The organism is Streptomyces sp. NPDC060232 (genome assembly GCF_042726555.1).
Taxonomy (GTDB): Bacteria; Actinomycetota; Actinomycetes; order Streptomycetales; family Streptomycetaceae; genus Streptomyces.
In genome coordinates this window covers 1-22,905 of record NZ_JBHXAG010000014.1, presented here as the reverse complement: position 1 = coordinate 22,905, position 22,905 = coordinate 1, and the positions used below count along the sequence as shown (strand labels likewise).

The following is a 22,905-nucleotide window of genomic DNA, read 5'->3' as shown; positions in this document are numbered from 1 at the left end:
TGTTCAGACCGCGCCGGCGCCGGTCAGGGAGCGGACCTCGGTCTCCGCGTGCTTCGCCTCGTCCGGTTCCTCGCCGGAGGTGACCGTGCCCAGCCAGCCGGCCAGGAAGCCCAGCGGGATCGAGACGATCCCCGGGTTCTGGAGCGGGAAGAGCTGGAAGTCCAACCCCGGGAACAGCGACTCCGGGCTGCCCGACACCACGGGTGAGACCAGGACGAGCAGCACCGCCGGAACCAGGCCCCCGTACACCGACCAGACGGCTCCGCGCGTGGTGAAACCTCGCCAGAACAGCGAGTACAGGAGCACCGGAAGGTTCGCGGAGGCCGCCACCGCGAAGGCCAGCCCCACCAGGAACGCCACGTTGAGGTTCTGGGCGAGCAGCCCGAGCGCGATCGCCACCGCCCCGATGCCCACGGCCGCGCCCCGGGCCACCGAGACCTCGCTGCGCTGCCTGGCACGCCTCCGCTTGAGCGAGGCGTACAGGTCGTGCGCGACGGAGGCCGACGAGGCCAGGGTGATGCCGGCCACCACGGCCAGGATGGTGGCGAAGGCGATGGCGGCGACGAAGGCGAACAGCACCGCGCCACCGGTCGTTTCGGCGCCGCCGCCGAGAAAGGCCGCGAGCAGCGGAACGGCCGTGTTCCCCGAGGCGTTGGAGGCCCGGACCTCGTCAGGCCCGACCAGGGCCGCCGCGCCGAAGCCGAGCACGATGGTCATCAGGTAGAAGCCGCCGATCAGCGCGATCGCCCACACCACCGAGCGGCGGGCCGCGCGGGCGGTGGGCACGGTGTAGAAGCGCGACAGGATGTGCGGCAGCCCGGCGGTTCCCAGGACCAGCGCGAGGCCGAGGCTGATGAAGTCGAAGCGGGCGGTCCAGTCCCCGCCGTACTTGAGGCCGGGACTGAGGAACTCCAGTCCGTACCCGCTGCGATCGGCGGCGGTGGTGAGCAGCCGGTCGACATCGCCGTGGAAGCGCAGCAGCACGAGCACCGTCAGGATGATCGCCCCGCCCATCAGGAGCACGGCCTTCACGATCTGGATCCAGGTGGTGGCCCGCATGCCCCCGAAGGACACGTAGACCACCATCAGGGCGCCCACCCCGATCACGGTGAGGGTCCGGGCCGCGGCGCTGGAGTTCCCGAGCAGGAGCCCCACGAGGCTGCCCGCGCCGACCATCTGCGCGACGAGGTAGAGCGCGGAGACGACGACGGAGGAGATGCCGGCGGCGATCCGCACCGGGCGCTCGCTCATCCGGGCGGCGACCACGTCGGCGAGGGTGAAGCGCCCGCAGTTGCGGACCAGTTCGGCAACGAGGAACAGCACCAGCAGCCAGGCGACGAGGAAGCCCACCGAGTAGAGCATGCCGTCGTAGCCGAAGAGGGCGATCAGACCGGAGATGCCCAGGAACGAGGCGGCGGACATGTAGTCGCCCGCGATGGCGAAACCGTTCTCCATCGGGGAGAAGAGCCTCCCGCCGGCGTAGAACTCCTCGGCCGAACCGTGGCGGTTGCGGCTGACCCAGGTGGTGATGCCCAGGGTCACCGCGATGAACAGGCTGAACAGCATCAGCGCGAGGGTCTGGTGCTCGGTCGTCACCGGCCCGCCCTCCTCGCCCGGGTCCGCTCCTGGCCGCGTTCCTGCTCGAAGACCGTCCAGCGCAGGTCGAGTGCGGCCCGGTCCCGGCGCAGCCGTGCGTGCCGGGCGTAGGCCCAGGTGAGCAGGAAGGTGCTGAGGAACTGGCCGAGCCCCGCCAGCATGGCCACGTTGACCGCGCCCAGGACGGGCCGGGCCATCAGGCCGGGCGCGGCCGTCGCGGCCACGACGTAGGCGACGTACCAGAGCAGGAACCCGGCGGTCGCGGGGACGACGAACCGGCGATAGCGGCTCCGGACCTCCTGGAAGGCGGCGCTGCGCTGCACTTCCAGGTAGATGTCGGATGCGCCGGGCGGCCGGCAGGGGCCGGCAGGGGCCGGCTGCGGCGGGGACGGCTCCTCGCCCTCCCCCCAGCCGACGGCCAGCGCGTCGTACCAGGGGTCGTCCAACCGGATCGTTCCGGCATCACGACCTTCGTGCTTGTCCACCGAACTCTCCTTGTCCGCTGCCGCATTGGCCGCGTGCCCACAAGGATGTGCGGAATGGTCGGTTTCCGGACTGGTGTACCGGTGCTCTTCACTCCAACAGGTGATGGAGCGAAGGGCACCGATATGCCGGGCGCCCCGCCCGTGTCAGGCGCCCCCGGCTTCCGGTGCCCCCGCGCTCAGGCGTCGATGCGCGAGCGGTCCAGCGTCGCCGCGGAGCTCGTGATGAACTCCTTGCGCGGGGCCACCTCATTGCCCATGAGCAGGTCGAAGACCTGCTCGGCCGAGTCGAGGTCGCCGATGTTGATCCGGCGCAGGGTACGGAAGCGGGGGTCCATGGTGGTCTCCGCCAGCTGGTCCGCGTCCATCTCGCCGAGGCCCTTGTAGCGCTGGATCGAGTCCTTGTACCGGATGTTCTTGCGCTGGTACTCCAGAAGGGTCTGGCGCAGTTCGTTGTCCGAGTACGTGTAGACGTACTTGTCCTGGCCCCTCTTGGGCTGGACCAGCTCGATCCGGTGCAGCGGCGGGACGGCCGCGAAGACCCGGCCGGCCTCGACCATCGGGCGCATGTACCGCTGGAAGAGCGTGAGCAGCAGGCAGCGGATGTGCGCGCCGTCCACATCGGCGTCGACGAGCAGCACGATCTTGCCGTAGCGGGCGGCGTCGATGTCGAAGGTACGACCCGAGCCGGCCCCTATGACCTGGATGATCGCCCCGCACTCGGCGTTCTTGAGCATGTCCGAGACCGAGGACTTCTGGACGTTGAGGATCTTGCCGCGGATGGGCAGGAGCGCCTGGAATTCGGAGTTCCGGGCGAGCTTGGCGGTGCCGAGGGCGGAGTCCCCCTCGACGATGAAGAGCTCGCTGCGGTCCACGTCGTCGCTGCGGCAGTCGGCCAGCTTGGCGGGGAGCGAGGAGGTCTCCAGCGCGGTCTTGCGGCGCTGGGCCTCCTTGTGCTGACGTGCCGCGATCCGGGTCCGGGCGGCCGCGACGATCTTCTCCATCACAGCCCGGGCCTGCTGCTTGTCGTCGCGCTTCGTGGAGGTCAGGAAGGCCTTGAGCTCCTTGGCGACCACGGCGGCGACGACCCGGGTGGCGGCGGAGGTGCCGAGCACCTCCTTGGTCTGGCCTTCGAACTGGGGTTCGGCGAGACGGACGGTGACGACGGCCGTCATGCCCTCCAGGGCGTCGTCCTTGACCACGTCGTCCTCGGCGACGCGCAGCAGCTTGGCCGAGCGCAGCACCTCGTTGACCGTCTTGGTCACCGAGCGTTCGAAGCCGGCGACGTGGGTGCCGCCCTTGGGGGTGGCAATGATGTTCACGAAGGACTTGACGTTGGTCTCGTAGCCCGTGCCCCAGCGCAGGGCGATGTCCACGCCGAGCTCGCGGGTGACCTCGGTGGGGGTCATGTGGCCGCGGTCGTCGAGGACCGGGACGGTCTCCTTGAAGGTGCCCGATCCGGTCAGCCGCAGTACGTCGCAGGCGGCCTTGTCCTGGGCGAGGTACTCGCAGAACTCGCTGATGCCGCCGTCGAAGCGGAAGGTCTCCTCGGTCTTGCCGGCGCCGTCCACGGCCCGCTCGTCGCGGACGACCAGGGTCAGGCCGGGGACGAGGAAGGCGGTCTGCCGGGCGCGCTGGTAGAGCGTCTCCAGGCCGAGGCGGGCGTCCTTGAGGAAGATCTGGCGGTCGGCCCAGTAGCGGATCCGGGTGCCGGTCTTGCCCTTGGCGATGCGCTTGACCTTGCGCAGGCCGTTCGCCGGGTCGAAGGGGCTCTCGGGACCCTGCTCGGTGAACATGCCGGGGACGCCGCGGCGGAAGCTGATGGCGTGCGTGGAGCTGCCCCGGTCGACCTCGACGTCCAGGCGGGCGGAAAGGGCGTTGACCACCGAGGCGCCGACGCCGTGCAGGCCGCCGGAGGCCGCGTACGAGCCGCCGCCGAACTTTCCACCCGCGTGCAGCTTGGTCATGACGACCTCGACACCGGACAGGCCGGTCTTGGGCTCGACGTCCACGGGGATGCCTCGGCCGTTGTCCCTGACCTCGACCGAGGAGTCCTCGTGGAGGATCACCTCGATGTGGTCGCAGTAGCCGCCGAGGGCCTCGTCGACGGAATTGTCGATGATCTCCCACAGGCAGTGCATGAGGCCCCGGCTGTCGGTGGACCCGATATACATGCCGGGTCGCTTGCGGACGGCCTCCAGCCCTTCGAGGACGAGCAGGTGCCGCGCGGTGTAGTTGGAACCGTCCCGGTCTGCTCCGGACAGCAGCGCGCTGGAAGGCACGGACGTGTCGGCGGTCACGCAGTTCGCTCCTCGCTGAATTTCTTTTCTGGCCCGGTCGGGCGCAGGGGCGGCTCGGGTGCCCGTCGAAGGGTACCGAGGCCAGGTAGAGCCGATGCAACGCCACCCTCGCGCTTTCCTCAGCCTAGTGCAGATCCGCACGGATGTTCGATCCCCCGGGCGGGTGAAGGAAACATCACGTTCCCTTCCGCGCATGAACCATTTAGGGTTCGGGCACGTCCTCATGAACAACCTGGCACTCACGCCAGGGAGGATGGAACTGCAACAAGCGCACGACTGACAACGCGAAACCGTAAAGCAACGCAATACGGCTCCTTCGCCGCCAACCGGCAACAGCCGGCCAGCTTCGGAAGGAAGTTTCGAGGAAAAGCCGCGAGCGGGAACGTTTTCGGCCTGGTTGGATGTTGACCCTGGTACGACAGCTCGTCGAGCTAGAGAAGAGGCGACGTGACTACTGTTCTGACACCCGCGACCCCGCTGACGGCCGCTGACCGATGCGACCGTTGCGGCGCCCAGGCATATCTGCGCGTCGTCCTGCTGAGCGGCGGTGAACTGCTCTTCTGCGCCCACCACGGTCGCAAGTTCGAGCCGGAACTCAAGAAGATCGCCGCGGAAATACAGGATGAGACCGAGCGGCTCACGTCCGCTCCGGCTGCCCACGCCGAACCCGAGGACCGCTGACACACAGGCCGAACCTCGCATCCGACGAGCCAGGACCGGCCAGGCCGGTCGACGGGCGGCACCCCTGAGACCCAGGGGTGCCGCCCGTCCTCACATCCGCGGCCGGCTACTGCGCACGATGCCCCTGTACGGACCCTGCCGGCGCCCCGGAGCCCCTCTGAGGCCCCCACGCGGCGTTATGGTCCCCGGCCGGCTGCGCGGCCCTCTCCGGGGCTGCCACGAAGCCGGCCAGCGGGGCGATGCGCGTGTACACGCCGGGACTGTCGGCGCGCCCGCAGCCCCGTCCCCAGGAGACCACCCCGATGAGCCGCCCCTGTGCGACCAGCGGCCCGCCGCTGTCGCCCTGGCAGGCGTCCCTGCCGCCCCCGCCGTCCCCCGCGCACACCATGGATTCGGCCCGGTACTGTCCGTCCGCGTCCCCGGGGTAGGCGCGCCCGCAGACCTCGTCCGCCAGCACGGTCACGCGCGCCGCCCGGAGGGCGTACGCGTAGTCGCCGAACCCGCTCGTGTCGCCCCAGCCGTAGACGGCCGCCTCGGTGCCCGCCGTGTACGCGGGGTGCCCCGCCTCCGCCATGGGCAGCACGTGGTGGGCCGGCACGGCTTCCGCCAGCTCCAGTACGGCCAGGTCCCCGGCATTGCTCTGCGGGTCGTAGTCGGGGTTCACCCGCGCCCCGCGCACCGCGATCTCCCGGCCGTCGGCCGCCCGGAGCTCCGTACGGCCGGCGATCACCCGGAAATCGGACACGGACTCGACCGGGCCGCCGAGCACCTGCCGGCCCAGGCAGTGGGCCGCGGTGACCACCCTGGTCGGGGCCACGACGACGCCCCCGCAGAACTGCCCGTCCCGCGTACCCCCGAACCGGTCACGGCTGGCCAGGGCCACGACCCAGGGGCTGTCGGCCGCCTTGACCGGCTTCCCGCCGATCACCACGCTGTCCGCGACCGCCTGGGGCATCTGGGCGAGCGGCGCCGCGGCCGCGCCCGCCGCCAGGGTCAGCGCGCCCGCCAGGACACGGGCAAAGGGACGACGCATGGGGCCTCCTGACTCCGAGTGTGCATGACTCCACCCAGAGTGGGATGCCCGGTGGCCGAGCGCACCCGCGCGGCCACCCCCTCGCCTGCGGAGCCGCGGCCGGGGCGGGCCTCCGACGCGGCCCGCCGCCGGCTCAGTCCAGGTAGTCGCGCAGCACCTGGGACCGGGACGGGTGCCGCAGCTTCGACATCGTCTTCGACTCGATCTGGCGGATCCGCTCACGGGTGACCCCGTAGACCTTGCCGATCTCGTCGAGGGTCTTGGGCTGCCCGTCGGTGAGGCCGAAGCGCATCGACACCACGCCGGCCTCGCGCTCGCTCAGGGTGTCGAGCACCGAGTGCAGCTGCTCCTGAAGGAGCGTGAAGCTCACGGCGTCGGCCGGGACGACGGCCTCGGAGTCCTCGATGAGGTCGCCGAACTCGCTGTCGCCGTCCTCTCCCAGCGGGGTGTGCAGGGAGATCGGCTCACGGCCGTACTTCTGGACCTCGATGACCTTCTCGGGGGTCATGTCGAGTTCCTTGGCCAGCTCCTCCGGGGTGGGCTCGCGGCCCAGGTCCTGGAGCATCTGGCGCTGCACGCGGGCGAGCTTGTTGATGACCTCGACCATGTGCACGGGGATGCGGATGGTGCGGGCCTGGTCGGCCATGGCACGCGTGATCGCCTGGCGAATCCACCACGTCGCGTAGGTCGAGAACTTGTAGCCCTTGGTGTAGTCGAACTTCTCGACCGCGCGGATGAGGCCCAGGTTGCCCTCCTGGATCAGGTCCAGGAAGAGCATGCCGCGGCCGGTGTAGCGCTTGGCGAGGGAGACCACGAGGCGGAGGTTGGCCTCCAGCAGGTGGTTCTTCGCGCGTCGGCCGTCCTCGGCGATGATCTCCAGCTCGCGCTTGAGCTTGGGCGCCAGCTTGTCGGAGTTCGCCAGCTTGTCCTCGGCGAACAGACCCGCCTCGATGCGCTTGGCCAGCTCGACCTCCTGCTCGGCGTTGAGGAGGGGGACCTTGCCGATCTGCTTGAGGTAGTCCTTGACCGGGTCGGCGGTGGCACCGGCCACCACGACCTGCTGCGCCGGGGCGTCGTCCTCGTCGTCCGAGATGACGAAGCCCTTGTTCTCCCCGCCCTCGTCCTCTTCGTCGCCCTCGGCCTTGACCGCGTCGGGACCCTCGTCCGGGTTCTCCTCGTCGCCGGCCTCGTCGGCGTCCTTCTTGGCGGCGGTCTTCTTCGCGGCGGTCTTCTTCGCAGCTGCCTTCTTGGCGGGCGCGGCCTTCTTGGCGGCCGTCTTCTTCGCGGCCGCCTTCTTGGCCACGGGCGCCGCGGCGGCTTCCTCGACGGGGGCGTCCGGTGCCTGCGGGTCCGCCGCCTCGACCGCCTCGGCCGCCGGGACCGCGGGGGCTGCGGGCTGCGCCGCCGTCGTCCTGGCCGCCGTCTTCCTGACGGGCTCGGTGGCCGTCCGCTTGGCCGGGCTCTTCGCTGCGACGCTCTTGCGGGTGGTGCGCTTGGGTGACTCCGCGGCACTGACCATCAGCGTCACACCCTCTTCCTCGAGGATCTGGTTGAGGCTGCGCAGAACATTCTTCCACTGGGTCGCAGGAATCTGGTCAGCCTCGAAGGCCCGACGCACGTCATCGCCGGCGATCTGCCCCTCGGCCTTGCCCCGCTCGATGAGCGCCATCACAGACTCGGAATCGGCGATCTCCGGCGGGAGCGTACGGGATGTGCTGGCCGACACGAACAACCTCTCGGAACGATGGGAACGGCTTCCGACCCCGGGCCTGGTGGTGCTGGACCGGAGCCGACGACCACCGACCGGGGATGGGCCGGCGGCGCGGGCAGGGGCCGGGGAGCTGCACAGCACCCCCAAGGGCTGCTGTCTTCCCTCCGTCGGCCATCACCTCTTAAGTCATCGCGCGACCTCGCGGAGCGTTACGCCCAATCTTCGTGGCCCGAGTCACACCCCGTATGCGCGAACGCCGGTCATACGGTCACACCCCTCGGTTTCCGGAGGAGACGCGGCGGCTCCGGAACGGCTCCGCACGCCGGTGTCGCCGGGCCCAGCCGGGCCCGGCGACGTGTCGTACACCCCCGCGCACCCGCCCCTCAGTGCTCGCGCGGGGCGGGAACCACGCGCTCGACCTCCGGATGAACCGTCAGGAGCTGGCGCATCGCGCTCTCGGCACCCACCGCGTCACCCGCGGCGAGGGCCTCGACCATCCGTGCGTGGTGCGCGATGCAGGTCTCGCTCGGGCGGTCGCAGGAGGTCATCGGGCTGCCGGAGACCTGGAGGGCGGCGGAGACGATGCCGGAGAGGTGCTCCAGCATGCGGTTGCCGGCGACCTGGATGAGGAGCGCGTGGAACTCGTTGTCGGCGCGGGCGAAGGTGATCGAGTCCCCCTGGCCGAGGGCGTGGCCCATGATCTCGACCATGTCGGCCAGGCGCTGCTGGATGTCCGGCCGACCGTGGCCGGCGGCGAGGCGGGCGGCGAGTGGTTCGATCGTCCAGCGGAGCTCGCCGAGCTCGCGGCGCTGGTCGTCGCGCTGGGGCCCGAAGGCGCGCCACTCGATGATGTCGGGGTCGAGCAGGTTCCAGTCGGCGACCGGGCGGACCCGGGTGCCGACGTTGGGGCGGGCGCTGACGAGACCCTTGGCCTCCAGGACCCGAAGCGATTCGCGGACGACCGTGCGGGAGACCTCGAAGCGCTGGCCGATCTCCTCCGGCACCAGCGGGCGGTCCGCACCGAGGTCGCCGGAGACGATCATCTGGCCGAGCTGCTGGACGAGTTGGCCGTGTAGTCCGCGGCCGCGGCTGCCTGCCGCGCGGCGGCCCACGCGGCTCAACTCGACGTCGGCGCCGTCCCAGTGGGGTGCTCCGACGCGGTCGGAGCCGGGGGCCTCCGCGTAGGGGTAGCGGTCGAGTTCGCCCGCGCCGGCGAGGCCGGAGTCGGCGTGGCGGGCGGCGGTCATCATGGTGTGCGCAAGGGTACTCACGAATCCTTTGTCGGTCGTGCCTCCACGACCCTTGAGGTCTTTGGTGAAAAGCACACGAAAGGGTGATCGGTGCCACCTACGCAATTGACGACTTATCGTAAAGAACCGGGCCTATTGCGGGGAGTTGCGGTCCGCTTGACGCGACATGGACTGCAACGGTCCCGTCCGTCGCCGCTCCGGCACCGGAACGATCACCAACGGACCCTGCTGCGCAGTCCGGTGAACCCATAGGCGCACAACAGGACCATCAGCGACAGCACCAGGGCGGTCGCCACGGGTTGGGTCATCACCCGTAGGGCCCCCACGAGCAGCCGGTCCGCCTCCGGCGGCCACTGCACCCACGACAGACCCCGCAGCCGGGGCCCCAGTCCGGTCACCGGGTACGCGGACGAGCCTTCCAGCGCCTCGCGCACCAGCGGAACCACTCCCACGGGTACGGCGAGCACCGCCGCCAGTCCCGCGGTGGCGGACCGGAAGACGCCGGAGGCCAGTACGCCGGCCCAGGCGCAGCCGATCAGCAGGCCGGCCCAACTCGCGGCCGGGGAGAGCCACTCCGCCGGGGTGCGCAGGGGGCCGCTGTCGAAGACGAGCGCCAGCGCGGCGGCGTCGGCCGTCACCGTCAGGGCGCCCAGCAGCAGGGCGAGGGCTGCGCAGACGCCGAGCTTCGCGGTGAGCAGCCCCAGCCGGCGCGGCACGGTGCCCCGGTCGGCGGCGAGGGCGGGATAGCGGTACTCCTCGCCGAAGGCCAGTGCGCCGAGCAGACCGGCGCCGAGGGCTGCGGGCGGCAGCGGCAGCAGCTCGGGCCAGGCGGCGAGCAGCCGGTTCTGCGGGGTCTGCCCGGCCCGGGCGAGCACGAGGGAGGTGAGGACGGAGACCACCAGGACGAGGCCGGCGGTAAGGACGGGGGTGGCGGTGCCGAAGACGCGGAGCAGCTCGTAGCGCAGTGGCCGCAGCGGTCCGCCGACGCGCCGCACGGCCGAGGCCGGCCGCCTGGAGCGTGCCTCCCGGGAACGGCTGCCGGAGCCCCCGGAGGGATCCGGCGCGGCCCCGGCGGGGGCCGCCGGGGCCGTCGCGGCGGCCCGGGCGTGCGGGACCGGGACCGTCGACGCGCCGGCGTCGCCGGTCTCGTCGGCGAGCTGGTGGACCAGTACGCCGTGGCGGAACGCCGCCTCGCCGACCTCGGCGCAGTTGCTGCCGTACACCGACAGACGGCTGCCGCTCTCCTCGACGATCTCCACCGCGCGCTGGGCCGCGCGGGCCTCCCGGCCCAGTACGTCGGCCAGCCGGGCCGCATGCGGGGTGCGCACGGCGACACGCGGCCTCAGCCGGGTCCGCGCGAACTCCGCGGCCTCCTGGTCGGCGACGAGGCGGCCCGCCGCGATGCTGACGACCCGGTCGGCGCTCCGGGCCGCCTCCTTGGCGTCGTCGGTGGTGAAGAGCACCGCTCCGCCGAGGGAGGCGTGGCCGCGCAGCAGTCCGTACAGCCAGCCGCGTTCGCGGGGGGAGAGCCCGGCGGCCGGCTCGTCGAGGAGCAGGGTGCAGGGATCGCCGAGCAGCGCCGAGGCCAGGGCGACCCTGCGCTCCATGCCGAGTGACAGCGAGCCGAGGCGCTGGTCGCGCAGGCCGGCGATGCCGACCACCTCGAGCATGGTGTCGGCCCGGGAGGCGGGCACCCCAGCGGCGGCGCAGAGCATGCGCAGCTGGTTGCGGACGGTCCGCGCCGGGTTGCCGGGGACGTCTCCGAGCACCACTCCGACCTCACGGCCGGGGTGGGGGATCCGGTGCAGCGGGCGGCCGCGGAAGTAGGTGACGCCGCGGCCCGGTTCGAGTTCGAGCATGAGCCGCAGGGCGGTCGTCTTGCCCGATCCCGGCTCGCCGAGCAGGGCGGTCACATGCCCCGGGCGGGCCTCGAAGGTGAGGTCGTCCACGACGGGCGGGGCGTCGGTGCGTGGTTTGCTGGTGAGTCCGATGGCCTGGAGCATCGCTTCTCTCGCGGGGGGTGAGACCGCTCTGCGGCAGGGTGAGTACCGTAAGCAAGATAACGCGATATGTCCGATTTTCGGCGCAACCGATCCGGTGAAGCGCCGATCGTTCCGCCAGGTTCACCCCGAGCCGTGGACCGGCCGCGGGCGCCGACGGCCCGCGGGCCGCGGGCCGCGGCCTCAGACCTCCGGGCGAAGCATCGGCGGATTGAGCAGGGTCGCCCCGCCCGCGCGGAACAGCTGGGCCGGGCGGCCGCCCTGACGGGTCGTCGTCCCTCCGGCCGGCACCAGGAATCCGGGGGTGCCGGTGACCTTGCGGTGGAAGTTCCGCGGGTCCAGGGCCACGCCCCACACGGCCTCGTACACCCGGCGCAGCTCGCCGACGGTGAACTCGGGCGGGCAGAAGGCCGTGGCCAGGGAGGAGTATTCGATCTTCGAGCGGGCCCGCTCCACGCCGTCCGCGAGGATCCGGGCGTGGTCGAAGGCGAGGCCTGCGGCGCTCTCGTCGCCGACGGCCAGCAGTTCGTCGACGGGGGCCCAGCGGGCGCTGTTGGCGTCGCCGCCGGCCCGGGGCGCGGGGAGGTCCGGAGCCAGCACCAGATGCGCCACGCTGACGACCCGCATACGCGGATCGCGCTTCGGATCGCCGTAGGTGGCCAGTTGTTCGAGGTGTGCCCCGTTGCCCGCGCCGGGCATGGCGGGGTCGTGGGCGCACAGGCCGGTTTCCTCGGAGAGCTCCCGGGCGGCGGCGGCCGCGAGGTCCTCGTCCCCGCGGACGAATCCGCCGGGCAGCGCCCAGCGACCCTGGAACGGCTGCTCACCCCGCCGGACGACCAGCGCGCAGAGCGCGTGGCGCCGCACGGTGAGCACGACCAGGTCGACGGTGACTGCGAAGGGCGGATAGGCCGACGGGTCGTAGGGCGACATGCCGCGATCATAGTCGTCTGCCTGACGATAAACAGCGCTTTGGTGACCTTGAAGACGAGTGCCCGCGGGCCGGCGGGTGTGCCCGGCGGGCCCGACGACCGGCGCCCACCGCCTGCGAGCCGGAGCGGGCCGACACCGCTCGCACACGCCCCGGGCAGGCGGGACCTCCCGGACAGGACCCGCTTCAGTCGCCGGTGCTGTGGCCGGAGAGGTTTGCCGGGTCGCGGTGTCCGGCGCATGGGGTCTGCCCAGGCCCACAGGGCCGAGGGGAAGCGCCGCAAGGCGGAGGGCCACGGCGCGTACCGGACGTGCGGGCGTGGTCCGACAACGCGGCGAGGTGCCGTACCAGCCGCCGTGACCCGGAGAACCTTGGCGGTCACAGCACTAGACACCCAGTTGGAGCGCATCCGCGGCCTCCTCCACCATGGCGAGGCCGAGCCGGCTGACCCGGACGGCGAAGGGCTCTCCCGACACCCGCAGACCCGCGAGGCGGATCGCGCCGAGGGGGGCGCCGGGAAGGGGTGCGAGGGCGACGGTGCCCGAGGGGGCGTCGGGGCGGATTCCGGCGAGGGCGGTCAGTACGTGCACCCCCGCGGCCGCGGCCACGGCGGCGGGACGGCATGCCGCCGGGTGCGGGACGGGGACGCTGCCGGCGGTGCGCTGCTCTGCCGCGAACATCTCGGGCAGCCGGTACCCGAAGGCTTCTGCCGCGTCCATGAGGCCTCTGAGCAGGCCAGCGGCCTCCTTCTCGAAGCCCGCCGCGGCCAGTCCGGACACGGCCACGGCGCTCTCGTGCGCCCGTACCGCGCCGGAGCGGTGGCCGTACGGGTTGTGTCCCGGCTCCTTGAGGGCCATGCTCCGCAGCCCCCATCCGCAGTCCATGGCGGGGGCCCCGAGCAGCCGGGCCAGCTGCTCGGTGCGGACCCCGTCGAGGAGCCCGGGCGCGAGCCTGCCGCCGCTGAGCAGCCCGGCGTCGAGCAGGTGGGCTGCGGCCCCGGTCAGCCGTGGCAGTGGCCGCCCGTCGGGATGCAGAGCCGCGGCCGGCCGGCCGCCGTCCGGGCCGTCGATCCAGAACCCGTCCCGGAACCGCTCGCGCAGCGCGGCCGCCCGCTCCCGCCACTCCTCGGTGCCGGGTCGTCCGCAGCCGGCGAGGAGCTCTGCGCCCAGCACGGCGGCCCGGTGGGCATGGGCCTGGGTCTCGCAGCGCCGCGGCCCGGGGTCGGGATCGGCCAGGAAGCCGTCCTTGCCGAAGGCGCCGCGCATCCAGTCGAGACACCGTTCGGCGGCCGGAAGCAGTCGGGCGACATCGTCCTCCGGCATCCCCCAGAGGCGGGCTTCGGCGAGCAGCGCGGGGAAGGCGAGGGTCGCCTCGGTTCCGGTGCACGCGGGCGGCAGCTGCGGGCCCGCTCCGCGCAGGGGGCCGGGGATCTTCCCGGCCTCGGTGCCGCGCCCCTCGGTCTGTGTCCGGGCGAGGATGCGCAGGGTGGCGGCGGCGAGCCCGGTCCCCAGCGGCAGCGCCATGCGGGCGGCCCAGAGCGATTCCGCCGGTGCCAGGCCCAGCCGCCAGGGCACCCCGGCCGCCGCGAACGCGTCGCCCGGCTCCTGCGGATCCCGCGAGAGCAGCGCGCGCAGGTCCTCGACGCTGGTGCGGAACCACGCCTCGGCCCTCGGGTCGTCCCCTTCGGCCCTGGCGTCGGCCAGCGGGTTCGCCACCTGGCCGGCGGGGGCCCGCACCACCCGGTCCTGTGTGGTGCGCAGCTCGATGGTGCGGGATTCGCCAGGGCCCAGTTCGAGCTGCCAGCGCAGCAGCCCGGCTGAGGCCACGGCGTCGTCCGGTGCCGGATCTGCCGTGGTGACGGCTTGTGCTCCGCCGGTGCTCCAGCGCAGGCCGGCGGCGTGCACCCCGGCGGGCAGCTCCGGGCCGGCCCGGCCGGCGGCCACTGCGGCCAGTTCCGCCAGGTCGGTGCCGAGCAGCAGCTCCACGCAGAGGCGTACCGGCCGGGCCGTGAAGCCGCGCAGGGTGATCCGTTCGGTGCCGTCGGCGTGGCGGATCCGTTCCACGCCGATGTCCGGGTCGGGGCCGGGCTCGGCCCCGGTGCGGACCGTTGCGGTGAAGCCGGCCCGGTCGGCACCGAGGCTGCGGCCCTGGACGGCGACCGGGTCACGGCCGCCGATCCGCAGCACGCAGCGGGAGAGCAGCCGGCGCCCGGACCGGTAGATCCCGTCGATCCCCTGCCCGGTCAGCTGGCCGTGTTCGGGCGAGATGACCAGGCAGGGCGCGGCGACGCAGATGACGGCGCCGTGCACGGGCGGCAGCTCGGGCCTGCGGGCCACGGGTACGGCTGTCGGGCGGGGAGGTGCGGGGTGAGACATGTGTCGCCTTGTCTGCGCTCCGGTGGCTTCAGCTGGGTGGCGGCGCGGCCGGGGCGGCACCACCCAGCTGAACGCCCCCACCCCCGCCCGGGTCACGGGCCCGGACTCCGGCCGGGCGCTGCGGGGACGGAGCCCGCGCCGTGAGGCCGGGGCCGCGGCGGCGCGGGGCCACCGCAGGGGAGCGCCGTACGACGGCCGGCGCGCGCTCACTGCCCGCTCCCGGCGGTGCGGCGGGAGCCGCGGCGCGGGGCCGTCCGGCCCCGTCGTCCGGGCGGCCGGGTGACGGCGGAGGACCGGCCGCGCCTCGGTTCGCGGCGGCGCCGCTCCTCCCTCAGGCACTGGCGCAGCCCCTCGGGGTCGATCCCCTCGTTGCATGCGTGGTGGAGCAGCTGCGCGAAGCGGTATTCGGCGTCGGCCCTCAGGGCGAGGCCGAGGGCGATCCGGGCGGTCGGCTCGTCGCCGGTGGACCAGGAGACCCAGCCGGCCAGGGTGAGGGGCGCTGCGGCGTGCTCGCCGTAGGCGCCGACGCAGCGGCGGGCCAGGGCCCGCCACAGGCGCAGTGCGGGGGCCGCCTCTTCCCCTTCCATCCACTCGGCCGCGATGTCCCGGACTTCGCGGTCCTGGAGGCCGAGGATCAGTGCGGCGGCTTCGTCGTGGCCGAGCAGCGCGTCGTCCCAGTCGTCGCCCTGGGGGCCGCTCTCGGCGGGCGGCGCCTGGGTCATGCGCCGCATCAGGGTCTGTGCCAGCGTGATGGTCTCGGCGCCGACCTCCTCGCGGGTGGCGCCGTGGAGGATCCTCGGCATCAGTGCGGTGGCAGCCCGGTCGAGGGCCCTCTCCGCCTCCTGGGCCACGGGCCCGCGCAGCGGTGCGAGCCTGCCTTCGATCTCTTCGAGGGAGCCGCGGACTTGGAGACCCGCGAAGGTGGCGGCCGCGGCCATCACCGAGGTGCCGACCGCTGCCAGCGGGCTGCCCTCGGCCGGGCAGCACCGCTCGTCGGGGCAGACGTAGGACCAGAAGCGGCCGGCTGACAGGCACAGGGCTTCCAGCACCGGCACGTCCAGCGCGCCGCAGGCCAACCGGATCCGCTGCGCGAACGGCCGCAGCCGGGTCATCACCCCCTGGCCGCTCTCCTCTCCGCGCGGCTCCTGGCAGAGGTAGACGACGATGCCGTCGGGCTTGGCGCCGCGCCGTTCGCCGCCCCGGATGAGACAGTCGGCGACCTGTCGGGCGGTGCCCTCCCATTCGGCAGGTGTGATGGGGATGCCGACGCGGAGGCGGCCGCCGAAGCGCCCGCCCTCACCGTGTACGGCGACCATGACGAGCGAGTCGGACGGGTGGAAGCCGAGCATGTAGGGCAGCGCATCGGCCAGTTCGGCCGGGCTGCGCAGGGTGATCTGCGGTTCGTCGGCGGTTCCGGCCGGGCTGATGAAGGACCGGTCGGACGGGCGGCGGGATTCGTTGTTGTTCGTCATGTCACGAAGGTCCCGCGCATGATCCGATCCCGAAAGCCCTGTGGATAACTGTTGACACCTCAACCACCGCAGGCGCGGAACGGTGCGCCACCGCGGGAGTGTTGTCGACGACCGGCAGCGCATCCGGCCAAGGAGCCTTGACAGCTGCGTTGACAAGATCGCGGAGCGGTCGTTCTAATGAGGAACGTGGCGCGTGGCGCCGGCCAAAGAGAACCGGGCCGGCCGGTGACTGGGCGACCACCCGCACACCAGGGACCGTCCTATGCGTTCTCTTCTCACAGGCTCCGCCTGATCCAGGCGCCTCGTCGCGCCCGCACCGCCGCTCGAACCGGCCGTGCTGTATCCCCCGCGTCCCCGTGTGTCACCGCTCGTCCTTCCGCCCGCCGTTGCACGGCGTGCCGTACGGGACGACGCCCCCGCACGCGCCTTCCCCCCTCCCCTGCTTCGTGCTGCCCCCGCACACCCCGTCACCCGAGGAGTCCCACCCCGCCATGTCCTTCAACCAGTCAGTCATCGACGAGTTCCGCACCAACCAGGGAAAGGTCGGCGGGTACTTCGAGGGCAGCGATCTGCTGCTGCTCACAGTCACCGGCGCCAAGTCGGGTGAGGAACAGACCGTCCCGCTCGGCTACGTGCGCCACGACGGCCACCTCCTGGTCATCGGCTCCAACCTGGGCGGGCCGAAGCACCCCGACTGGTACCACAACGTCCTCGCCAATCCGCTGGTCCAGGTGGAGATCGGCGCCGACTCCTTCGTGGCGGTCGCGGTGCCCGCGGAGGGCGAGCGCCGGGACCGGCTCTTCGCGCACGTCGTGGCGGCGGCGCCGGGCTACGGCGAGTACCAGGAGAACACCAGCCGCGTGCTGCCCGTGGTGGTGCTGGAGCGCAGCGACCCCGCGCCCGGCGAGGGCCCGGGCGAGATCCGGAGCCTGGCCGACAAGCTGGTCGAAGTCCACGTGTGGCTGCGCGGGCAGCTGCGGCACGTGAGCACCGAAGTGGACAGCTACTTCGAGACGGTGGCCGCGCACCAGGGCGAGGGGGCCGCGCCGGCGCCGGGCCTCGGGCTCCAGATCCGCCAGCACTGCCTGGCGTTCTGCCAGACGCTGGAGATCCACCACACCGGCGAGGACGCTTACGTGTTCCCCGCCCTCGCGGCGCAGAACCCGCACCTGAAGGACGTCCTCGAGCGGCTGCGGACGGAGCACGTCACGGTGGCGCGGCTGCAGCGCGAGTTGAGCGTGCTGCTGGCCGACATCAGCGGGGCGGATCCGGAGCGGTTCCGCAGGGAACTGGCCCGCATGTCGGAAGAGCTGAACGCCCATCTCGACTACGAGGAGGAGTCGCTCCTGCCGCTGCTCTCCGGGATTCCCTTCCCGCCCGGCCCGCCGGCCGCCGCCTGACCTCGGGGTGCCCCGGCGGGGCCGGCCCGGCTCCCGCCGTCAGGTCAGCCCGCCGAGGCGAGGACCAGGGGGAGGACCTGGTCGGCGCCCGCCTGGCGGAGCAGTCGGGCGGCGACGGCCAGGGTCCAGCCGGAGTCGGTGCAGTCGTCCACGAGCAGGACGGGCCCGGAAGCGCCGGCCAGCGCACCGGCCAGGTCCTCGGGCACGGTGAACGCGTCGGACAACGCCCGCAGTCGCTGCGCGGAGTTGCTGCGGCGTGCCGCGTGCGCTCCGCCCGGCCCGGTGTACGCCAGCGAGCCGAGGAACGGCAGCCGGCCGACGGCCGCGATCCCCCGCGCCAGGGAACCGACCAACTGCGGGCGGGTCATGGAGGGTACGGCGACGACTCCCACCGGCCGGGCGGAGGCCTCGGCGACGTTCGGCGCCCAACCGCCGGGAGAGCGGGCCCAGTCGGCGAGTACCGCCACCGCGGCGTTCAGGACGTCGTCCGGGACCTGCACGTCGGGCGCGTTCTCGGCCAGCAGGGGCCGCAGCCGGTTGCCCCAGCCGATGTCCGAGAGCCGGCCCAGGGCGCGGCCGGTGGAGCACTGCTCGCCGGCGGGGATGCGCCCCTTGAGGTTGACGCCCAGGGCCGGCATTCCGGTGGGCCACATGCGGCGCGGTTCGACCTCCACGCCCGGACGGTCCAGTTCCTTCGCCGCCCCGGTCAGCATCTCCGCCGAGACGGCGGAATCGGCCCAGGGACCCGCGCAGTTGTCGCAGCGGCCGCACGGGGCGGCCCCTTCGTCGTCGAGCTGCCGGCGCAGGAACTCCATACGGCACCCCGTCGTGCTCACGTAGTCGCGCATGGCCTGCTGTTCGGCAGCCCGCTGCCGGGCCACCCATGCGTACCGCTCGGAGTCGTAGGTCCACTGCCGGCCCGTGGAGGTCCAGCCGCCCTTGACCCGCTTGACGGCGCCGTCCACGTCGAGGACCTTCAGCATGGTCTCCAGCCTGGTGCGCCGGAGGTCCACCGCCGCCTCCAGCACGGGCACGGACAGCGGCCGTCCCGCATCGGCGAGGGCCGAGAGGGTCTGCCGGACCTGCGCTTCCGGAGGGAAGGCGGTGTCGGCGAAGTAGCGCCAGATGGCCTCGTCCTCCTTGCCCGGCAGCAGCAGCACATCGGCGTGCTCGACGCCGCGACCGGCGCGGCCCACCTGCTGGTAGTAGGCGATCGGCGAGGACGGCGAGCCGAGGTGGACCACGAAACCGAGGTCCGGCTTGTCGAAGCCCATGCCCAGCGCGGACGTGGCGACCAGCGCCTTGACCCGGTTCTCCTGCAGGTCGGTCTCCGCCTGCAGCCGATCGGCGTTCTCCGTGCGCCCCGTGTACGGGGCCACCTTGAAGCCGCGCTGCCGCAGGAAGGCGGTGGCCTCCTCGGCCGCGGCGACGGTGAGGGCGTAGATGATCCCGGAGCCCGGCAGCTCGTCCAGGTGCTCGGCGAGCCAGGCCAGCCGGTGGGCGGCGTCCGGCAGCCGGACCACGCCCAGCCGCAGGCTCTCCCGCTCCAGCGGGCCGCGCAGCACCAGGGCCTCGCCGACGCCGGTGCCCAGCTGTTCCGCCACGTCCGCCGTGACACGCGCGTTGGCGGTCGCCGTGGTGGCCAACACCGGCACACCGGGGGCGAGCTCGGCCAGCATGGCCCGCAGCCGGCGGTAGTCAGGGCGGAAGTCGTGGCCCCAGTCGGAGATGCAGTGGGCCTCGTCGACCACCAGGAGGCCGGTCGTGGCCGCGAGTTTGGGCAGCACCTGCTCGCGGAAGTCCACCGAGTTGAGCCGTTCCGGGCTCACCAGGAGGACGTCGGTCTCCCCGCGCTCCACCTCCTTGTAGATGGTTTCCCACTCCTCCGGGTTGGCCGAATTGATGGTGCGGGCCTGGATGCCGGCCCGCGCCGCCGACTCGACCTGGTTGCGCATCAGAGCCAGCAGCGGCGAGATGATCACCGTGGGGCCGGAGCCGCGACGGCGCAGCAGGGCGGTGGCGACGAAGTACACCGCCGACTTCCCCCAGCCGGTGCGCTGCACCACCAGTGCCCGTCGGCGCTCCTGGACCAGGGCCGCCACCGCCTGCCACTGGTCCTCCCGCAGCCGCGCCGACCCCCCGGGGTCGCCGACCAGCTCGGCGAGGATCGTGTCGGCTTCGGTGCGCAGCTCCTGGTTGTCCATGCCCCCATGCAACCCGATGGCTACGACACTCGGCCACTTCGGCCCGCGAAGGAGGCGTTCGCGCTGGTGCCGACGCGCCGCGGGGGACCGGATGCGTCGTTCTCGGCGTGGCGGGGCAAGGATATGAACGGCATACCGGCGAATTCCGGTCGGCGTCGTCAATTGCTCGTTGCCGCATGCTCGGAAGCCACGCGAGAATCGGAGTGCTCCCGCTCGGCTCCTCGGCACCCTCCTGGGCCGCGCTGCGGCGCGCCCTGACTCCAGCCGTGCCCGTCCGCGGGCGTGTACCCGAAGGGAGGAACGTGACCTTCGGATTCACGCCGCCTTCGACATCGTCCCTGGCAACGGCCGCCGGCGGCGCGAGCCGGCACGGCAGACTGCTGGAACCGTCCGAGTGGATGTCGGCAGGGATTCCCCTGCTGCGCAATCCGCGCGAGGTGGTCAGCGGCCTGCACTCCCGGCACAGCCCGGTGCCGTCGACCGCGGTGATCGCCGTCCTCGGCCCGGAGGAGCAGCTCGTGGCGAGCGCCTCCTTCGTGCAGCGCTCGGCGTCGTCCGACGGCTGGGAGTACCGCAACGCCCTGCTGTCCCGGCTGCGCCGGGTCCTCCCGCACGACCTGCGGCGGCGGACCCCGGTACGGACGGCCGTGCTGCTCTACTGCCGCGAGGGCGACGCGCGGTGGACCCCCGAGGACGGTGCGTGGATGTGGGGGCTGCGGGACGCCTGCACCCTGCACGGACTGCGCTGCGGTGCGTACATCACGCTGACCCGCGACGGCTGGCAGGTGCTGGGCGAGGGCCGTGGCGGCCGGCGGCCCAGCTCGGACTCGCGGCCCCAGCGGCTCGGTGACACCGTGGCCGAATTCGCTCCACTCGCCCTGCACACCGGCGGTGGCGCGGTCGAGGCCCTGCGCCGGACCGCCGCGCGCTGACGCCCGCACCCGGCGCGCGGCCTGCTCCCGGACAGGCCTCACGGCCGTACACCCGGGACCGGGCGTACGGCGGATCAGGCATCGGGCACCCTCGCGGACGTCGGCTCGAACCTCGGTCCGGGTCCGGGTCCGGATCTGGGTCCGGGCCCGGGCTTCAGCGGGGCCGGCTCAGCGCCCGCCCCGCCCCTCACCCGTGCCGGGGTACAGGGCGTCAGACGCCCGCACCCAGAACGGAGTTGATCTGCTGCGGGTCACCGCACACGATCAGCAGCGCACCCGCCCGGGTGAGCGCGACCGGCAGGGAACCCGCGAGGGTGTCGACCGCACCGCCGTTGGCCGCGAAGACCACGACGGGACGGTCGGCGGCTCGCTGGACCTGCGCCGCGTCCGCGTAGAAGACGTCGTCCCCGGCGTCGTGCTGGGCCCAGTACGCGGCCTCGCCGAAGGACAGCTCGTGGGCGGCCCACGGGTGCGGGTCGCCGGTGGTGAGCACCAGGATGTCACCGGGCGCGCGCCCGGTGTCGAGCAGCAGGTCCACGGCCTCCTCGGCCGCGTCCAGCGCACCCTCGGCGGACGCCGGGATCAGCTGGATCTGCGGCACCGCCGCGGAGACGGACGGTGCGGTGGGGGCAGGGGCTGCGGGAACGGGTCCGGTGGTGGCCTGCGCCGCACGCTGCGCGGGGGGTGCGGGCCGGACAGGACCGGGGCGACCGGGCCGCGGGACGGCGGCGGGACGCGGACCAGGTACGGGGCGGGGGGTCTGCGCGGTGCGGCTCGCGGCCGGCGTGACGCGGGGACCCTGGGCACTCTCGTGAATCTGAGGCTCCTCGATGGCGGGGGTGAGAGGCATGAGTTGATATCTATCAAACACCGGTACGAAACGTACCGGCCGGTGGCACATGGGTGCGATCAGAAATCGAAGCCGAGTTGGCCTCCGTTTTCCAGCTCCATCGACTCCTCGCTGCGGCGCACCTTCTTGAGGTGGCGCCATCTGGGCAGCGCGTCGAGGTACGACCACGAGAGCCGGTGGTAGGGGGTGGGCCCCCGCTGCTCCAGGGCCGCGCGGTGCACGGGCGAGGGGTATCCGGCGTTGGCGGCGAAGGCGAAGTCCTCGATCCCACCGCCCTGTTCGCCGAGTTCGGCCATCATCCGGTCGCGGCGGACCTTGGCAATGACCGAAGCCGCGGAGACGGCGATGCAGGACTGGTCGCCCTTGATCACCGTACGGACCCGCCAGGGCGGGCCGAGATAGTCGTGCTTGCCGTCGAGTATCACCGCGTCGGGCCGCACCGGCAGGGCTGCCAGGGCGCGCTCCGCCGCGAGCCGCAGGGCGGCCGTCATCCCGAGCTCGTCGATCTCCTCGGGCGTGGAGTGCCCGAGCGCGTACGCGGTGACCCAGTCCTCCAGGACGTCGAGCAGGGCGTCGCGCCGCTTGGGGGTGAGCAGTTTGGAGTCGGTGAGCCCGGCGGGCGGCCGGCGCAGGCCCGTGATCGCCGCGCACACGGTGACGGGACCGGCCCAGGCCCCTCGTCCGACTTCGTCGACCCCGGCGATGACCTTGGCGCCGGTGGTTGCACGGAGGGAGCGTTCGACGGTGTGGGTGGGTGCTTCGTACGGCATGGCGCCAGCAAGGTTACGCCGCCCCGAGCCCACTGCACACCCCCGCCCGGGTCCGACGGGCCCGCGATCGGCCCCAGATCCCTCCCCGCGCGGCTCGCGGCCGCTTTCCGCGTCTCACACCCTGAGCAGCGCCACCATCACCTCGTCGCTCAACACGGCGATGCCCGAGTCCCCCCATTCGCTACCGCACACCTTGGCGCGGTACATCAGCACCACCGGAGCGACATCCACGACAAACGGACCAGTGGCGTCCGGTCACACGTCCCTCCGCCCGATTCCCTGTTTCCGCGGAGTACAAGCTCCCTGGTCAGGGCGCTGGGCGGGCTCCTGCAGCCCGGACCGGATGACCCCGCGGAACCACTCTGCCGCCATGTGATCGCATTCGTGAAGGACCGACCAGCGAGCCTGCCCGGCGCGCGAGTACATGACCTCCCTCGTAGGCACGCACAGCAGGCCGAGGTCCTCGCGGATCGAGCCGGAGTCGGGAATCTCACCGATCCGCGGCAGACCGGACGCAGCGCGTCGGCCACGAGGTCCGCCTTCGAGGGCCGGCGCCGTAGAGGGCGGCCTCGCCGGTCTGCGCGCCGGCGGCGACGGCCTCCCTCGTGAGCGCGTTCCAGCCGACCGTACGCAGTTGCTCCAACGCCGCGTCGAGAATCGCCCGTTCGAGTTCGGACCCGCCTGTACGTGCTGGGCTTCTCCCTGATCCGGTCGGGCCTGGGCCTCTGCCTGTCACGGTCGCCATCGTCACCGCCGCCGCCCTCTCGCAGCGTTTCCTGCCGCGTCTCGGCCCCAAGGGACCGACAGCTCCCGACGTGGGGGGGGGAATCCCCAGTGGCGGCGCGCCCAGGACCTTAGTACCCCACCCCGCCGGGCCGCCCCCCCAGCCGCCGCGGGGGACACCGGGGGACACGATAACAC

General features: G+C 72.7%; 16 protein-coding genes. 3 read left to right on the top strand and 13 right to left on the bottom strand.

What is annotated here, in order from left to right:
- Window positions 1–3: 3 nt before the first annotated feature.
- From ACFWFZ_RS20955 to ACFWFZ_RS20945, 3 genes are all read right to left on the bottom strand, one after another.
- The gene (locus tag ACFWFZ_RS20955) at window positions 4–1,596 is read right to left on the bottom strand and encodes a cation acetate symporter (protein ID WP_387124297.1); all 1,593 of its coding nucleotides are present in this window, start codon (window positions 1,594–1,596) and stop codon (window positions 4–6) included.
- Window positions 1,593–2,081 carry a DUF485 domain-containing protein gene (locus ACFWFZ_RS20950; protein ID WP_387124296.1) on the bottom strand — a complete coding sequence of 163 codons (489 nt, stop codon included), beginning with the start codon at window positions 2,079–2,081 and terminating at the stop codon, window positions 1,593–1,595. The genes ACFWFZ_RS20955 and ACFWFZ_RS20950 overlap by 4 nt, the downstream gene beginning before the upstream one ends.
- A 176-nt stretch (window positions 2,082–2,257) precedes the next feature.
- A complete protein-coding gene (locus ACFWFZ_RS20945) occupies window positions 2,258–4,378 on the bottom strand; it encodes a type IIA DNA topoisomerase subunit B (protein ID WP_387124295.1) in 2,121 nt (706 codons plus the stop codon).
- 447 nt (window positions 4,379–4,825) lie between these two features.
- On the opposite strand from ACFWFZ_RS20945, the gene ACFWFZ_RS20940 reads away from it, so the two are divergent.
- Window positions 4,826–5,059: a hypothetical protein gene (locus ACFWFZ_RS20940; protein ID WP_030028922.1), complete on the top strand. Its 234-nt coding sequence runs from the start codon at window positions 4,826–4,828 to the stop codon at window positions 5,057–5,059.
- Between the two features lie 106 nt (window positions 5,060–5,165).
- Here ACFWFZ_RS20940 and ACFWFZ_RS20935 read toward each other — a convergent pair whose 3' ends face one another.
- The 7 genes from ACFWFZ_RS20935 to ACFWFZ_RS20905 form a co-directional block, all read right to left on the bottom strand.
- The gene (locus ACFWFZ_RS20935; RefSeq protein ID WP_387124294.1) at window positions 5,166–6,092 is read right to left on the bottom strand and encodes a serine protease; all 927 of its coding nucleotides are present in this window, start codon (window positions 6,090–6,092) and stop codon (window positions 5,166–5,168) included.
- A 133-nt stretch (window positions 6,093–6,225) separates the two neighbouring features.
- Window positions 6,226–7,818, bottom strand: a complete 1,593-nt coding sequence (locus ACFWFZ_RS20930) for an RNA polymerase sigma factor (protein WP_387124293.1) — start codon at window positions 7,816–7,818, stop codon at window positions 6,226–6,228.
- Between the two features lie 368 nt (window positions 7,819–8,186).
- The gene (locus ACFWFZ_RS20925; protein ID WP_387124292.1) at window positions 8,187–9,128 is read right to left on the bottom strand and encodes a FadR/GntR family transcriptional regulator; all 942 of its coding nucleotides are present in this window, start codon (window positions 9,126–9,128) and stop codon (window positions 8,187–8,189) included.
- Window positions 9,129–9,265: 137 nt separating this feature from the next.
- Window positions 9,266–11,056, bottom strand: a complete 1,791-nt coding sequence (locus ACFWFZ_RS20920; RefSeq protein ID WP_387124291.1) for an ATP-binding cassette domain-containing protein — start codon at window positions 11,054–11,056, stop codon at window positions 9,266–9,268.
- A gap of 180 nt (window positions 11,057–11,236) precedes the next feature.
- Window positions 11,237–11,983, bottom strand: coding sequence for an NUDIX domain-containing protein (locus ACFWFZ_RS20915; protein WP_030650452.1), 747 nt, complete (start codon window positions 11,981–11,983; stop codon window positions 11,237–11,239).
- Window positions 11,984–12,367: 384 nt separating this feature from the next.
- Window positions 12,368–14,317 carry a glycogen debranching N-terminal domain-containing protein gene (locus tag ACFWFZ_RS20910; protein WP_387124290.1) on the bottom strand — a complete coding sequence of 650 codons (1,950 nt, stop codon included), beginning with the start codon at window positions 14,315–14,317 and terminating at the stop codon, window positions 12,368–12,370.
- A 245-nt stretch (window positions 14,318–14,562) separates the two neighbouring features.
- Window positions 14,563–15,828: a DUF4192 domain-containing protein gene (locus tag ACFWFZ_RS20905; RefSeq protein WP_387124289.1), complete on the bottom strand. Its 1,266-nt coding sequence runs from the start codon at window positions 15,826–15,828 to the stop codon at window positions 14,563–14,565.
- A gap of 491 nt (window positions 15,829–16,319) precedes the next feature.
- Here ACFWFZ_RS20905 and ACFWFZ_RS20900 point away from each other — a divergent pair, with 491 nt between their 5' ends.
- Complete coding sequence (locus ACFWFZ_RS20900; RefSeq protein WP_387124288.1) at window positions 16,320–17,228, top strand: nitroreductase/quinone reductase family protein; 909 nt, start codon at window positions 16,320–16,322, stop codon at window positions 17,226–17,228.
- Between the two features lie 44 nt (window positions 17,229–17,272).
- Here ACFWFZ_RS20900 and ACFWFZ_RS20895 read toward each other — a convergent pair whose 3' ends face one another.
- Window positions 17,273–19,432: a RecQ family ATP-dependent DNA helicase gene (locus ACFWFZ_RS20895; RefSeq protein ID WP_387124287.1), complete on the bottom strand. Its 2,160-nt coding sequence runs from the start codon at window positions 19,430–19,432 to the stop codon at window positions 17,273–17,275.
- Between the two features lie 302 nt (window positions 19,433–19,734).
- Between ACFWFZ_RS20895 and ACFWFZ_RS20890 the strand changes: the two genes are divergently transcribed.
- Window positions 19,735–20,364: a hypothetical protein gene (locus ACFWFZ_RS20890; protein WP_387124286.1), complete on the top strand. Its 630-nt coding sequence runs from the start codon at window positions 19,735–19,737 to the stop codon at window positions 20,362–20,364.
- 211 nt (window positions 20,365–20,575) lie between these two features.
- On the opposite strand, the gene ACFWFZ_RS20885 is transcribed toward ACFWFZ_RS20890, so the two are convergent.
- Window positions 20,576–21,214, bottom strand: a complete 639-nt coding sequence (locus ACFWFZ_RS20885) for a hypothetical protein (protein WP_387124285.1) — start codon at window positions 21,212–21,214, stop codon at window positions 20,576–20,578.
- Window positions 21,215–21,273: 59 nt separating this feature from the next.
- Window positions 21,274–21,984: a ribonuclease HII gene (locus tag ACFWFZ_RS20880; protein WP_387124284.1), complete on the bottom strand. Its 711-nt coding sequence runs from the start codon at window positions 21,982–21,984 to the stop codon at window positions 21,274–21,276.
- Window positions 21,985–22,905 lie beyond the last annotated feature (921 nt).

Bases quoted from the DNA above. Each gene is read 5' to 3' on its own strand.
- ACFWFZ_RS20935 (WP_387124294.1), bottom strand. From the start codon at position 6,092: ATGCGTCGTCCCTTTGCCCGTGTCCTGGCGGGCGCGCTGACCCTGGCG.
- ACFWFZ_RS20920 (WP_387124291.1), bottom strand. From the start codon at position 11,056: ATGCTCCAGGCCATCGGACTCACCAGCAAACCACGCACCGACGCCCCG.
- ACFWFZ_RS20915 (WP_030650452.1), bottom strand. From the start codon at position 11,983: ATGTCGCCCTACGACCCGTCGGCCTATCCGCCCTTCGCAGTCACCGTC.
- ACFWFZ_RS20905 (WP_387124289.1), bottom strand. From the start codon at position 15,828: ATGACGAACAACAACGAATCCCGCCGCCCGTCCGACCGGTCCTTCATC.
- ACFWFZ_RS20900 (WP_387124288.1), top strand. From the start codon at position 16,320: ATGTCCTTCAACCAGTCAGTCATCGACGAGTTCCGCACCAACCAGGGA.
- ACFWFZ_RS20895 (WP_387124287.1), bottom strand. From the start codon at position 19,432: ATGGACAACCAGGAGCTGCGCACCGAAGCCGACACGATCCTCGCCGAG.
- ACFWFZ_RS20885 (WP_387124285.1), bottom strand. From the start codon at position 21,214: ATGCCTCTCACCCCCGCCATCGAGGAGCCTCAGATTCACGAGAGTGCC.
- ACFWFZ_RS20880 (WP_387124284.1), bottom strand. From the start codon at position 21,984: ATGCCGTACGAAGCACCCACCCACACCGTCGAACGCTCCCTCCGTGCA.